This window comes from Blautia sp. HCP3S3_C4, from assembly GCF_052064095.1.
Lineage (GTDB): Bacteria > Bacillota > Clostridia > Lachnospirales > Lachnospiraceae > Blautia_A.
On sequence record NZ_JBQHWF010000004.1, the window covers coordinates 183,988 to 198,571 of the forward strand.

Below are 14,584 nucleotides of genomic sequence, written 5' to 3' on the forward strand. Positions count from 1 at the left end.
GCCTCCAAAATTCACACAGGAGACTGCGTCTGCAGTCTCCCTGTCTCAACAAGTTTCAAATAAATTCCAAATAATGAATGATACCAGAGTCAGAAATTCTCTCTACAGAATAGCATAGGGACTCTTCACTCCAGCGCAGGAAACAGTCAGTTCCGGGAATGCCTGATTCAGTTCTTTCTTTACGGCATCCATAAAAATATACTCCGTACCGTAATGTCCGGCATCTATCAAAGCAAGCCCCTGAGCAACCGTATCAATGCCTGTATGATGATCAATATCTCCGGTCACATAAACCTCTGCACCTGCTGCAATGGCATCCTGAATCATACTTTTTCCGGAGCCTGTGCAGACTGCTGCCCGGTCTACTTCGCTGTCCAGATTTCCATAGACCTTTACATCCTTTAATTTCAGTGACTTCTTCACAAGCTGCGCATATTCCCGCAAAGTCATTCTGTCAGGAAGATCCCCTACTCTGCCAAATCCCTGAATCTCTCCTTCTCTCTCTTCTGTCACAGAAAGTACAGAAGGGTTCTCCAGCTTCATATAATCTGCACTTAAATCTGCCATTCCCAGCACATCGTAATTGGTATGCATAGCATAATATACAATGCCCTTCCTGATCAGTGTAAGAATCCTTCTCCCTGTAAAGCTATGATTATTTATCTTTTTTATTCCTGAAAAAATCATAGGGTGATGAGTAAGAATCATATCCGCCCCATTTTCTATAGCCTCAGCCAATGTTTCCTCTGTCAGATCCAGAGCCAGAAAAACATGGCTGACCTCTGTATTATCATCTCCTGTAAGAAGTCCTACATTATCCCAGTCTTCTGCTGCGTCTGCAGGATATTTTTTCTCCAGCCAGGAGATCAGTTCATATGCTTTCATATTTCTCCAATGCGGTTAAAATCACCCGCTTTTCCTCTCTTACTTCTTCCAGTCGCTGTCCCGGATCCGGTGCATTCTGCAGCTTTTCCAGAATCCTGTCCCGAATCCGAAGTTCTCTTTTCAGATATTCTCCAAGAACAGGATCCCGACGCTCCAGGAGCATTCCGCCAAACCATTCTGACAACGTGTAGGGTGTACCAGGCAGGAAATTCTCTTTTTCTCCGTGAACTGCTTTCATCATAGGATAAAACTTTCCATCTTCCCGGATAATTCTTTCCTCTTGGATCCTCCAGCCTTCCATCTTCAGAAATCTCCGAAAATGGGGGATATCCGACTGTGGCTGAAGTATCATCTCCTGAAAACTTTCCCGTACAGTTCTGCCTTCTGTGAGAATCCGCTCCATCAGTGGTCCTCCCATCCCGGCAATCACCAGAGTATCGCCCTCATCTGTTCCAAGAGCTGCAAGGCCATCTGAAAGTCTGGTCTCTATGTATTCTCCTAATCCATATTGCGCAATATGTTCCTCCGCCCTGGAAAGAGGCCCCGGTCTCACATCCATGGCAATCGCACTGGGAATCATATGATTCAAATATAAATATACGGGCAAATATCCATGGTCACATCCAACATCTACCAGTCTGTTTCCCCTGGTCACCAGGCCTGCCACTGCAGACAAACGTTTCGAAAGCTGCATAACAGGCTCCTTAATCCAGGTAATCCTTCAGCTTGCGGCTGCGGCTTGGATGGCGAAGTTTTCTCAGAGCCTTTGCCTCAATCTGTCGGATACGTTCTCTTGTTACATTAAATTCCTTTCCAACCTCTTCCAGTGTTCTAGCACGTCCATCATCAAGACCAAAACGCAGACGGAGCACCTTCTGTTCTCTGTCTGTAAGAGTACTTAAAACCTCTACCAGCTGCTCCTTCAATAAAGTAAACGCTGCGGCGTCTGCAGGTACCGGAACATTATCATCCTGAATAAAATCTCCCAGATGGCTGTCTTCCTCTTCACCGATAGGTGTTTCCAGAGATACCGGTTCCTGAGAAATCTTCAGGATCTCACGAACTCTCTCTACAGACATATCCATCTTGTCCGCAATTTCCTCCGGCGTAGGTTCACGTCCAAGCTCCTGAAGCAGCTGACGGGAAACACGGATCAGCTTGTTGATGGTCTCGACCATATGAACCGGAATACGGATCGTACGTGCCTGGTCTGCAATCGCTCTTGTGATCGCCTGACGGATCCACCATGTAGCATAAGTACTGAACTTATATCCCTTACGATAATCAAACTTCTCAACTGCTTTGATCAGACCCAGATTTCCCTCCTGGATCAGATCCAGGAACAGCATTCCACGTCCCACATATCTTTTGGCAATGCTGACTACCAGACGTAAGTTGGCCTCTGCCAGACGTTTTTTTGCAGCCTCATCTCCGTTTTCCATTCTCTTGGCCAGTTCAATTTCTTCCTCTGCAGAAAGAAGAGGCACTTTACCAATTTCCTTCAGATACATGCGGACCGGATCCTCAATACTGACACCTTCCGGAACAGAAAGGTCAATCTTGTCCAGTTCGATCTCATCTTCCCCGTCCAGCTTATCCATATCACCGTCATCATCCAGGATCATGTCATCCGCATTACCGTCTGTAATCCTAAGCACATCCACACCGCTGGCTTCCAGAAAATCAAAAACCTTTTCCATCTGCTCTACTTCCAAAGGCTGATCCTTAAAAAAGTCGCTGATCTCCTGATATTCCAGAACATTCTTTTTCTTTTTTGCCAGTTCCAGAAGTTCTACCAGTTTCTCGCTGAATTTACCCATATTCATTTCCATATGTGCTCTATACCTCCATATAGTGTTTATATTTTATCCTTATTCAAAAGAAATATGCAATTGCTGCCGCTTTCTTCGCAGATCCTCAAGATCCTTTTTGGCTTTTACAAGCTCCTGCAGACCTTTCATATCCGCAGGGTCCAATGTTTTGTTCTTCTCCTTCAGACTCTCATCTCTGATACGGAGTACCGCATCTGAAAAAGCCCTGTTCTGCTCCTCAGGTGTCTCGAGATGAATCGTAGCATTGAAAAGAGAAGAAACCTCCCTCTGCTCCTCGCTGTCAATAAAAGCATTCATCAGTCTGGCAGGATTCACATCTCCCTCCTCATGCTGCTGATAAAGCATCTCTGCCACCTGTCTGTAAAGAGGCACTACGAAGTCCGATGGCTGAATATACCTGACCACAGTATCAAAAATACCCGGATAAGTGACCAGCCAGGTCAACATCAGTTTCTGCGCCTTCTCGCTGGCACTGTCCCTTTTCTTCGGCTGTGCTCCTGTAGTTTTGGGCTGTACCCGCTGTTCTGCAGGAGTTCCCTTTAATGCCAGAGTATTCACACGCTTTCTCAGATCCTCCACGCTGATTCCGTATCCTCTGTAATCCTTTACAATTGCTTCTATGTACAGATTCCGCTCCAGTTCATCCGAAAGCTCCAGAAGCATCTGTGCACACCGCTCAAAGAAACGGTTCTGTCCCTGGGGTTCCTCCATTGCGAACTCCTTCTGAGCCATATGAATCCGAAACATAAAGCTGTCCATAGCCCGTTCCAACCGTTTCTCGAATTCCTCTCCGCCAAGGGCTTTAATAAATTCATCCGGGTCCTTATGGGGTTTCAGGCTGACCACCCTGGACGTAATCCCAGCTTCCCTCAGAATAGGAATTGCACGAAGAGCAGCTCTGACGCCGGCGTCATCACTGTCATACAACAGTAAAACCTCTTGGGTGTATCTTTTCAGCAGACTGGCATGTCCTGACGTAAGAGCCGTTCCCAGCGAAGCCACCGCATTGGTAAAGCCTGCCTGGTGCATGGAGATCACATCCATGTAGCCTTCACACAGGATCAGATAATTCTTCCTGGTAGTTCTGGCTATATTCAAACCATACAAATTCCTGCTCTTGTCAAAAATCTTCGTTTCCGGAGAATTCAGGTATTTTGGCTTTCCATCGCCCATCACACGTCCTCCGAATCCGATCACCCGGTTATTCACATCCATGATTGGGAAAATAACCCGGTTCCAAAATTTATCATACATCCCATGCCGCTCATCTACATTAAACAATCCAGACTCCCTGAGCAGATCATCGCTGTAATTTTTCGACTTCAGAAACTTATACAGATCATCACTGTATTTATCTGAATAACCCAGGCCGAATTTTTTAATTGTATCCTCACTTACCCCTCTGTTAATCAGATATGCATAAGCCTGACTGCCGTTTTCCCTGCGCAGCTGGTAATAAAAATAGCTTGCTGCCAGCTTATTGATCTCCAGAAGAGTAGCTCTTTTCTCAGCTTTCTCCTTGGCCTCTCTGGAATATTCGATCTTTGGAAGCTGCACTCCCGCCCTGTCTGCCAGATGCTGCAGTGCCTCTCCAAAAGTATAATTCTCATATTCCATTACAAAATTATAAACATTTCCTCCTGCCCCACATCCAAAACAGTAATACATCTGCTTAGACGGTGTGACAGAAAAGGACGGTGTCTTCTCATTATGAAAAGGACATAAGCCAAAATAAGTATTGCCTCTCCTATTTAGCTTTACATATTGGGATACAACGTCTACAATATCATTTTTCATTCTTACTTCTTCAATGATATCATCCGAATAACGCAAGCTTCGTCCTCCTTTTTAATAGACTTCCCATGATTTTGGTATGTAAATCTCCCGGAATTTATCCATAGAATACTGATCTGTCATTCCCGAGAGATAATCACATACGACCTGTGTTTTTTTCTCCCCTTTTGCGATCATTTCTCTGTATTCTGCTGACATAGCTTCCGGATGTTCGATATAATATTCATATAATTCTGTCAACATTTTTACTACCTTTTCCTCTTCCTTTCTGGCAAGAGGATTCTCATATACATTGGCAAACATGATCGCTCTAAGTGCCATCATAGCCTCATAGATCTCTGCCGACATTCTGATCATATCCTGTTCAAAACTATTATCAATTATATCATGAACAAAGGTATTCAGCCTCTCTCTGGTAGTATATCCGAGAAGCATCCGTAAGGTAATCGGAATATCATCTTCCGATATGATCCCAGCTCTCTGTGCGTCATCCATATCATGATGAATATACGCAATTTTGTCAGAAAGACGCACAATCTGTCCCTCCAGAGTAAAGGGATTCCCACTGGTGCGATGATTCAGGATTCCATCAATTACCTCCCAGGTAAGGTTCAGCCCTTCTCCGTTTTTCTCTAACACCTGTGCCACACGAACACTCTGTTTATAATGGGCAAAACCATCAGGATTCACCTTATTGAGTGCCCTCTCACCGGCATGTCCGAAAGGAGTATGACCAAGATCATGACCAAGCGCAATGGCTTCCACAAGGTCCTCATTCAGACTTAATGCTTTTGCTATAGTTCTGGCAATCTGTGACACCTCCAGGGTATGAGTCATCCTGGTTCTGTAATGATCCCCCTGAGGTGCCAGAAAAACCTGTGTCTTATCCTTCATCCTGCGAAAAGCCTTACAATGCAGGATTCTGTCCCTGTCTCTTTGATAAACGGTTCGTACATCACATTCCTCTTCCTGCCGTTCCCTGCCTTTGGAATGAAGGCTGTGGGCAGCATAAGGACTTAGCTGTTTCAGTTCTCTTTGTTCCATGCTCTCTCTGATATTCATCGGCAATTCCTCCACCAATAACAGCAATGACAAAATACCTCTTATTAAGTATATTCTACACAAAATTTCAAATTCCTCTTTTTTTCAAAAAAATATTGAAATTTTTTTATTTTTTTAATAAAAGGTGTTGACATGATGCATTTCATTTGATATAGTATCAGATGTCGCGAGGGAGAGTACAAAAATCCCATGAATGCGATATGCGGAAGTGTCGGAACTGGCAGACGAGCAAGACTAAGGATCTTGTGAGCATTGCGCTCGTGTGGGTTCAAGTCCCATCTTCCGCATTTTGAGCAAAGAACTGTAGGATATACAGTTCTTTATTTTTTTGTAAAAGTATTTAAAAATAAAAATCCTGTCAGCAGAAAGCTCTGTTGCATTTCCTGCTGACAGGATTTTTTGTTCTTCTGTCCGTTTATAAATTTTCTTTTGTTTCTTTTCTGAGCAATTCTGTATACTCTTCTTCCCTCATAGGTCTGGCATAAAAATATCCCTGGGCCTTATTGCAGCCGAACCCTTGAAGCATTGCTTTCTGATGTTCCGTCTCCACACCTTCCGCAATAATGGAAAGCTTCATATGATTCCCCATAGTAATGATCATATGCAGAATATCTTCTGCTCTTTCATATGGATCTGCCGCACTTAAAAAACGCATATCCAGTTTGATCTCATCAATAGGAGCTTCTTTCAGCATATTCAGAGAAGAATATCCACTTCCAAAATCATCCATGAGAACACGGAATCCTCCCTGGCGAAGCTTTTCCACAACTGAAAAGATTATTTCTGAGTCAGTGGCATATGCAGTCTCTGTTATCTCCAGCTCCAGATATTTTTTTGGAATGTGATAGCGTTCTGCAATTTCGCAAAGAGTCTGAAACAATTTCGGGTTATAGAACCCTACCCTGGATAAATTTACAGACACAGGATACAGAGGAATCCCCTCATCCATACATTTTTTCAGAAAAATACAGGTTTCCTCATAAATGTAGAGATCCACTTTTGCAATATATCCGTTTTTCTCCAATACCGGAATAAAAATCCCCGGAGAAAGCAATCCCTTTTCCGGATGCTCCCAGCGAACCAATGCCTCCGCCCCGATAATACGGTCAGTACGCATATCATACTTTGGCTGAAAAAATGCCTTAAACTGCTTTTCCTTAAGAGCATCACCCAGTTCATTAATGATCATCTGTTCCTGAATCAATTTTTTTCTGTGCGTATCATCATATACAGCAATCTGAGCCATATGATTCTTCTTAATACTCTCCGCTGCCAGATGAGCCCGGTCACACATGATTCTCAGACTCTTAGATCTGTCCCGTATTTCATAAATCCCGGCAGAAATCTCCACTGTAGTCTTCAGGTAATAATCCCTGATCCGATCACAAAGACGATTCATCTGTGCCTGTATCCTGCCCTCACTCTCCAATGTCAGGATCACAAAATGATCTGCCTCATATCTGCAGCTGATAGTATCTATTCTTCCAAAATTCTTCTCCAGCTCCCGGCCGATGAACTTCAGAAACTCATCGCCTGCATTCTCACCAAACAAATCATTGACCAGCTTAAAATTCTCAATATTGATATAGAGAATTCTGGCATCTGCCTCCGAATGTTCCTCCAGAAATTCACTGCCTCTCCGGTAAAATCCTTCTTTATTCAGAAGTCCCGTCAGTTCATCCGTCTCCATCCTGCTGCGGTATGCTTCCTGCGCTGCAGCCTCCACCTGCATCTGGGTTCTGTGCCGATTATTGGCAATTACAATCACAGTCAATGCCACTAGAAAAATCAGGATACATATCATCTGATATTTATATTTCCCCAGTAATTCCCATATAGAAAAAGTTTTCATCAGATTTATGGAATACTGCCTGATAATATTCTCCTCATCCTGGCTGCTCAGGCTTCCAATGCTCTTATTAATGACAGAAACAAGATTAGGATCTACATTATCTGCATATATCATACAGGTTTCTGCCTTGGTATAAACAATTCCTGACAATGCAAGATTATGGTACTTTTCATCCTGCAGATAGTAAGATGCTGCATAGCTGTCCACAACGGCCATGTCTGCCTTTTTATTTACCACCGCATCCAAAATCGCCTGGGGAGAATCACAATAAATCGCTTTATGAGAAAATCCCCTCTCTGGTCTCAGGCTTTTATATTTCTTAAATATACTGTTTATAGAAACGATCGGCATCTCCAATGTATTGATATCCGCTCCCCGTTCTGCTACAATCTGAAATTCTCTTGTAAAAAAGTTGCCTGTAAGATGAACTTCAGGATCATCGATCATTTCCTGACAAGCAGTAATTCCGGCTATAAAATCATAGTTTCCACTTTGTGCTGCCTCTATCGGATCTGTATCAACAGAAAGACTTTTAAACTCAAAAGGTATCCCGCTGATTTCACTGAATTTTTCCAGAAGTGCTATATAAATTCCGTCCAGCTTTCCTGTTTCTTTATCTGTATACACTAATGGCGGCTGATCACCGATACAACCTATTTTTATCGGTGTTCTGACGTTTTTAATATATTCCGTTTCTTCCCTGGTAAAAAGAGGCTTGGAATTCCTGTTTTTATCCATATAATACTGTTCTGTAAGCTGCTCCCTAAGATCCGGCACTTCTGACTCCAACTGTTCAAGAGCATTATTTACCCCATCCATGACCTCTGTATTTCCCTTTGTTGTCATGATATACATAGGTGCATCCCCAAATTTGTCCACAATCTTAAGTGAATCGTGTTTGGAGATACTTCCCATCAGGATCATATCCACTTTCTTCTGCTCAAGGGCCTCTATCTGCTCCTGTTCAGATTCATAGTATTTCTCCAGACAACGGAATTTTTTTTCACTCTGACGCTGTTCAAGTTCTTCGTTCTGGTAGCTGTCTCTCAGCAGCCCCACTTTTTTGCCATTCATATGCTCATAATCCTGAAAATAAATATCTTCATTGTCCTCAGATGTATAAAGCACTGCCTGTTCTGTGCCGATAGGTATACAGGAGAAATCATAGTCTTTTTCCCTGTCCTCTGTTTTCTGTGCATTACAGATCAGATCTATCTTCCCACATTTCAGATCCTCCAGCTGATCTTCCCAGGATTCATTGATATATTCATACTTCCAGCCGGTATACTGAGATATCTTATTCAGATATTCTACTCCATATCCTTTGTAAACTCCGCTGCCGCTTTTATTAATAAAATCAGCATCCTCACGATATGCCACCCGTATTGTCTTTGTTCCTGTTTTCGACTGTGCCCAGGCCGGAACGGTCAGCCCCAGAAGCAACTCAAACAGCAGCACGATCATCATCATATTTTTCTTCTTACCACTCATCTATCGTACCTCGCATCTCAGTCGATTATAACATAACAGACTGGAAAAAGCCATCTGTCTCTGCTACGAATTTTCCTTTTTTATTTTCCCGGACTCCCATACCCATGACTCATGTCAAGCGGATATTCGCAATTGAAGCAGGAGACGTACTTGATTCAGGTCAAGCGGATATTCGCAATCTGCTTCGCTACTTGCTCATAACTGAATAACTGCTCCGCAGTTTATCAGAAGGAGCTTGCACTCCTTCTGATACAAGCAAGTCCCCACCCACTGCTTATTGCTTTTCGCACCCCCGCAGGGGACTTACTTGATTCAGTTAAGTTCGGCAATCCTGCTTACTGCCACATAGATTTCCTGAATTTTATACCAGGTGGGATAATCTACAATCCCTGTTTCTCCCAAACCAAAAATGCCCTGAAAAATACGAACTGCATTTTGGGTTTCCTTACCGTATATTCCATCCACCATCACTTTGGGAAGTACCGGATAAGCATCCGCTATCACATTCAGCTGTTCCTGGATTTGTATCACCTTGCTGCCAGATACGCCCAAAGTCAGATCAAATCCCGGCCAGGATGCAGGAACACCCGAAACAGCTTCTGCCACATTGATATACATATCATTCCCATAAAATGCTCTCAGTATTTCGATAGCAGAATATCCCTGATCCCCCAGTGCTTTACTTCCCCATTGCGTCATCCATCCTCTGTTACGGCACTGAACCTGTTTTCCATCACAATACTGTGTCAGAATCGGCTGCCTTACATTTGGTCTGGAAAGATAATTTTCAAAAAGCTCATCCACGATCCGGTCAATGCTGTCAAATATATTCCTGCCACGAATCCATTTATGATCATAGGCAGTAGACGAAGTAATGGTATAATCCTTGCCTTTATTCCGGTACGTCGTGATAGTCAGTAATTCGGGGTAGGGTGAAGAAGTCATTCAGATTGATTTTGAAGCGGATATTGATATTATCTCTGGTAATATCAATTCTCTCGATCAGCTTATCTACAAGCACTCTCTTTGTTGTAGTATCTGCATTCCAGAACACATCCTGCCATGTGGGAATCCTGCTTCTGATGTTCTCCCAGTCATCCATGGAAACTTTCATTGCGTCCAGTTCTGCTTCCTTTTCTTCTACAATCCTTTTATGCTTCTTTTCCAGTTCCCTATGCTTCCTGATGATATCTGCCAGTTCCTCCAGACTTAAAGGATAATCTCCTGTCATGGCATTTGGAATGTTGCTCTCCATAACTGCAATCTTATTCTGGATATTTTTCAGTTCACTCTGCTCCCTGTCCAGTTCCGACTGCTTGATTACTTTCTGCCGGTTCTGATTTTCCTCAATCTGAGTAAATACATTCTCATTCTCCTGAAGCTTTCCGATATATTCAGCAAGTGCCTCAAATACCATAGGTTCAATCTGATCTGCGCGATACTGACTGGTTTTGTTATGGGGAACCCCGCTCCAGGCATTCTGGCATTTATAAATAGCTATCTTACTGGTACGCCTTTCTCCTGTATCCTTAATCGTCCAGTAATTATATCTGCTGCCATTTGTCATTTTTCGTCCACAGTAACCACAGTGAAGAACATCAATCAGTGCAAGCATCCCACTGTTTCTTCTTATTATAGTGACATCCTTATTTTCCGGAGATTTAATATATTTGTCACCTCTCTGTTTTCTGGTATCCTGTGTTCGGTTCCACACATTCTCATCTATAATCGTAATTTCAGGATCAGGCTTCTCGGCATATACCCAGTCTCTGCTTTCCAGCTTGTGATATCTGCCATCAATCCGTTCTCTCCGCTTATAGGCTGTATAGCCTGCATAAATTGGATTTGTAAGAATACTGACAATCGTACCACACTTCCAGACATCTCTGGGTGCTCTGTTCTTATAAACCTCATGCTCATTCAGAATCCTGGCAATCTTCGCCGCTCCAAATTCTTTATGTAAAGAAAGTTCATAAATATATTTTACCACTTCTGCCTGCTCCGGCACAACCACCAAATGATGCAAAGCACGGCCATGTTTGCTGACTTCCCCGGAAAGTTCCAGCTTATATCCGTATGGAGCCTTTCCACCCATGAATTTACCTTTCTGCACCAGCTTCTGTGCAGTATCCTTTACACGCATTCCTGTATCGGAACTGCTTTTCTGGGCATTTCCATATCTCAATGCCAGCATCATCTGACCCATGATATCATCAGATTCCGGGGAAATGCAGCCATCTTTAACTGTATAAATATCCACGCCAAAACTTTTCAAGCTCATAACATATGCGCCGATTTCCCACATACGCCTGCCCATACGGTCATCCTTGTATACAACCAGGATGTCATATTCCTTCGCTTTTGCGTCCTGCAGTGCTTCCTGCAGAATATTTCTGTCTGCCACTGCATTCTTGTAACCACTGTTACTGCCCTCGAAATATTCCTTTTCATCCAGTTGCCAGTCAGACTGGCTGAATATGTAATCTTTCACAAGCTGTCTCTGCACACTTAAATCTCCGTCCGCTTCCAGCTGCTGGTTGGAGCTTACACGGAGAAGCATTCTGACTCTCTTCATTGGATTTATCCTCCTAAAAAATACAGGGGCAGGAAAATTTCCTGCCCCATTGGCCTTAACTGATGTAAATCTTGCGGGATTTCTCTTTCAGTTCTCCTGAAATGATGTCTTTCACTTCCTGCTCGATCAGTTCATCTCTCGCTGACTTTGGTGGAAATTCAAAGCTGATCTGCATGCCGTTCCGCTTGATTTTAACTGTATCATACATCTTGTCTGTCATTGGCTTCCTCGCAGAGATTGCCTTTTCTATAAGCTTATTACCGTTCTGCTTGTCATATGTAATCCTATTCATATCGCTACCTCCTGATATCGTAACCATTCTTTTTTCTGTAGTCTGTCCGCACAACAATTGGTCTTTCAATATGCTTACCCGCAATCTCTAAATCACCGATTGCCACAGATTCTCCTACTTTTAAATGCTTAAGCGTTAAAATTAAACGTTCTACATTTGTACCGTCAATTTGCTGAGCAAGCATTTTTGTCTCACTTACTGCTGGGCGAAAATACAGTCTCACAGCTGCTTGATTTAAAGCAACTAACGTTGCTTTTGAAAAGGTTGCTAATGTCTGCGTTGCTAAGAGTATATCAATTCCGTATTTTCTGCCTTCTCGGAGTATCTGTTCAATTGATGATTTTCTTCCCAAAATCAGATTCTGAAACTCATCAATCACCACTGTGATCTTGTTTTCCTTCATTCTACGAGCTTCTTTCCAGAGATTTTTTAAAAAAATCTCCACTAAAACCTTTGTCAGATCTGTATCAAAGCTCTCAAAAGAAATTACATTCACCTTGCCTTTCTGAATAGTTTTTTTGCTTTCCCTAAAAACCCGGCATTTAAGCAGAGGCCAAATTTTATCACGAACTCCCAATGCTTTCTCTGTTCCGATCTCTTCGAGTCCAGTTTCGATAGCAGAAAAATCATTTTCAAAATTGTTTTTATGTTTCAATGCCCATAAAATTGTATCTCTGAGCAATGCTCTCTGTCTGTCCCCCGCTTTTGTTACCGAAAGTAAGAGATTTGCAATCTCTGCCTGATATTCTGAAATTTCATCTGATGGTTTGTTAAGAATTTTTACGTCCAAGAAATTCAGCGCAATTCCATCCTCACGAGCCGAGATGATGTTTTCATTTCCTACATTGTAATGTGATCCATCTAAATCTAATACAATCACAGTGCTTCCTTCAGCAATTATGTTTTTCTCAAGATCACAAATTCTCTGTGATTTTCCAGTTCCGCTGATTCCTGAGATAACAATACTTTTGTTTGGAGAATCTGAAGAAATTTTTACCCTATCTCCATTCTGTAAGTTTCCTACGTACCTTGTTCCACTCATCAAATTCATCTCCTTATTAAAATTCGTCGTCACTTGGCTTATACTCATAGCAATCTTCAAGCAGTAAACCCTCATCCGACATCAACGTATTTTTTCTAATTTTTATTGCACGCATGCGATCGTAATAGCCGAAAACCGTTGTGAATCTTTTTTTTATCGTGTAACCTGCTCCATTGCAGATGATAATATCCTGATCTTTCAGAAGTTTTTTCAACTCGCCAATTGACATTGTGTCCATCAATGGCTGAACCATTTTCTTTACCAAACGTTCCGAAAAATAGTAATATTCATCGTCGTACAGAATCGCCTTATTATCTCTCACTGCCTGATACATTTCCCTACTCACGGACTCTACAGCACAAGTTTGCACCGTTGATTGTTCCAGGAACTTCCATACAAGCGAACGAATTTCATCTTCTACGTCATAACAGTCCTCATAATCTTCCTGGCTTTCCATAAATCTGCTAATGTCCTGCCTGTATTTCTTCCAGAAATCTTTTGAGCATTCCTTACGCTGTGTATTGTAGTAATAATTGTCCCATACAAGGCCAATCGTTTCAAATGTCAGAAAAGCGGTTAGCTCTTTTTTATTCACATAATTTTTTATTATATTTTCAATAAATCCAGCGTTTGCAATGCAGAATTTGCAAAAGTATTCATAATCATCAGAAAATTCAGATATATTTTTTATATCTCTGAGTCTGATAATGTAATGATCTTCTCTTAAGGAAAACGGAAGAATCCCTCCTACTGCCAGAATTGGCAGAAATTTTCGTTCTGATAAAAAGTCTTCTACTGCATCAACGGTATCGCAATTTTTCAGTACATGCACACCTGCCTGATAATTCCTTGCATCAGACTTTCCTAATTCAGTAATCAGTTTCGCATCCATTCGATGTTCACATTCCAAAGCCCAAGCTCTTGCCTGTGCACCAGAGTCCAGCAACACAATAATCCCCTGGTCGATGTCGGCATTTACATCATTCAACAATGGTCGCAAAAATGCGATTCCAAAAACCATCCGTAATATGTTAATATCATCTATTTTGAGCATTTTTTGACCTCCTCCCATATTTTCTGAGATTGATCTGCGAATCTCCAACTTCCATCTCTATCTTTCCACCATCCATGGTTACATGGAATCATCATTTCGCATTTTCCAGTATTATGCACGGCACTCCATATCTTGAGCAGATATTCCTTCTGCAGTCGTCTGCTTCTTGCATAAATATCACAACCCGCTGCATTGAATTTTCGTAACAGATACTCTGGATCTCCCGCTGTACTATCTTTTATGTAAATCTCGACATCTTCTTCTTCAATCTTGCAGGTAAATTTCCATATTGTTTCTATATCCGCTTCAGAGATCAGGCGTGTCAGGTGTGGATTACAAAAATTACAAACCTTCCTGGCTGTCGTAGGAATCTGCAAATGAAGTGTTTCAATTACCAGAGTACCATTCTCCTTGATTGTCACCGCATCTACCTGTTTTTTACGATTTTCACTGACTTCCTGACGATTCAATTCTTTTATTGCGTCATAATCTACCTGGAGCTGTTTATTCGCAAACATTTTTGCAAACTCTCGATTGAAACGTGGATCATTCTGTGGTACACTGTTTTCATAACAATTATTGTTCATTTTTTCTCCTTTTCCTCATGTGGTTTTCGGTTACATTTACAAGATATCATAAAATCCCCCCTCCAAATGTCACATGCAGGTGCGACAATCTTGCACCCATTTTTCCTAGTATTTTCAA

General features: G+C 42.1%; 11 protein-coding genes, 1 tRNA gene and 1 pseudogene. 1 reads left to right on the plus strand and 12 read right to left on the minus strand.

Annotated features, from left to right (window positions below):
• Positions 1–102 precede the first annotated feature (102 nt).
• From ACTNC6_RS05850 to ACTNC6_RS05870, 5 genes are read right to left on the minus strand one after another with little or no spacing between them, the layout of a single operon-like run.
• The gene (locus ACTNC6_RS05850; RefSeq protein ID WP_303242388.1) at positions 103–885 is read right to left on the minus strand and encodes a Nif3-like dinuclear metal center hexameric protein; all 783 of its coding nucleotides are present in this window, start codon (positions 883–885) and stop codon (positions 103–105) included.
• Positions 872–1,579 carry a tRNA (adenine(22)-N(1))-methyltransferase gene (locus ACTNC6_RS05855; RefSeq protein WP_441043439.1) on the minus strand — a complete coding sequence of 236 codons (708 nt, stop codon included), beginning with the start codon at positions 1,577–1,579 and terminating at the stop codon, positions 872–874. Before ACTNC6_RS05855 ends, ACTNC6_RS05850 begins: the two co-directional genes overlap by 14 nt.
• Before the next feature lie 10 nt (positions 1,580–1,589).
• Positions 1,590–2,717 (minus strand): RNA polymerase sigma factor RpoD, encoded by a 1,128-nt coding sequence (gene rpoD, locus ACTNC6_RS05860; RefSeq protein WP_173743864.1) that lies wholly within the window; start codon positions 2,715–2,717, stop codon positions 1,590–1,592.
• 39 nt (positions 2,718–2,756) lie between these two features.
• Positions 2,757–4,550 (minus strand): DNA primase, encoded by a 1,794-nt coding sequence (gene dnaG / locus ACTNC6_RS05865; protein WP_441034466.1) that lies wholly within the window; start codon positions 4,548–4,550, stop codon positions 2,757–2,759.
• Positions 4,551–4,565: 15 nt separating this feature from the next.
• The gene (locus ACTNC6_RS05870; RefSeq protein WP_441034468.1) at positions 4,566–5,573 is read right to left on the minus strand and encodes a deoxyguanosinetriphosphate triphosphohydrolase; all 1,008 of its coding nucleotides are present in this window, start codon (positions 5,571–5,573) and stop codon (positions 4,566–4,568) included.
• A gap of 202 nt (positions 5,574–5,775) precedes the next feature.
• On the opposite strand from ACTNC6_RS05870, the gene ACTNC6_RS05875 reads away from it, so the two are divergent.
• Positions 5,776–5,860, plus strand: a tRNA-Leu gene (locus ACTNC6_RS05875).
• A gap of 128 nt (positions 5,861–5,988) precedes the next feature.
• Here the strand turns inward: ACTNC6_RS05875 and ACTNC6_RS05880 are convergent.
• The 7 genes and pseudogenes from ACTNC6_RS05880 to ACTNC6_RS05910 all read right to left on the minus strand — a co-directional run bounded on the left by ACTNC6_RS05880 (position 5,989) and on the right by ACTNC6_RS05910 (position 14,466).
• Entirely contained in the window at positions 5,989–8,916 is a 2,928-nt protein-coding gene (locus tag ACTNC6_RS05880) for an EAL domain-containing protein (protein WP_441043440.1), read from the minus strand.
• A 312-nt stretch (positions 8,917–9,228) separates the two neighbouring features.
• Positions 9,229–9,819: pseudogene (locus ACTNC6_RS05885) on the minus strand (peptidoglycan-binding protein); the annotation flags it as partial.
• Positions 9,809–11,491 (minus strand): recombinase family protein, encoded by a 1,683-nt coding sequence (locus ACTNC6_RS05890; RefSeq protein ID WP_441043441.1) that lies wholly within the window; start codon positions 11,489–11,491, stop codon positions 9,809–9,811. The pseudogene ACTNC6_RS05885 and the gene ACTNC6_RS05890, both read right to left, overlap by 11 nt.
• Positions 11,492–11,546: 55 nt before the next feature.
• Positions 11,547–11,783: a hypothetical protein gene (locus tag ACTNC6_RS05895; protein ID WP_441043442.1), complete on the minus strand. Its 237-nt coding sequence runs from the start codon at positions 11,781–11,783 to the stop codon at positions 11,547–11,549.
• 4 nt (positions 11,784–11,787) lie between these two features.
• Complete coding sequence (locus ACTNC6_RS05900) at positions 11,788–12,825, minus strand: ATP-binding protein (protein ID WP_441043443.1); 1,038 nt, start codon at positions 12,823–12,825, stop codon at positions 11,788–11,790.
• Between the two features lie 16 nt (positions 12,826–12,841).
• Positions 12,842–13,879, minus strand: coding sequence for a hypothetical protein (locus tag ACTNC6_RS05905; RefSeq protein WP_441043444.1), 1,038 nt, complete (start codon positions 13,877–13,879; stop codon positions 12,842–12,844).
• Positions 13,867–14,466, minus strand: a complete 600-nt coding sequence (locus ACTNC6_RS05910; RefSeq protein WP_441043445.1) for a hypothetical protein — start codon at positions 14,464–14,466, stop codon at positions 13,867–13,869. Before ACTNC6_RS05910 ends, ACTNC6_RS05905 begins: the two co-directional genes overlap by 13 nt.
• Positions 14,467–14,584: the final 118 nt, after the last annotated feature.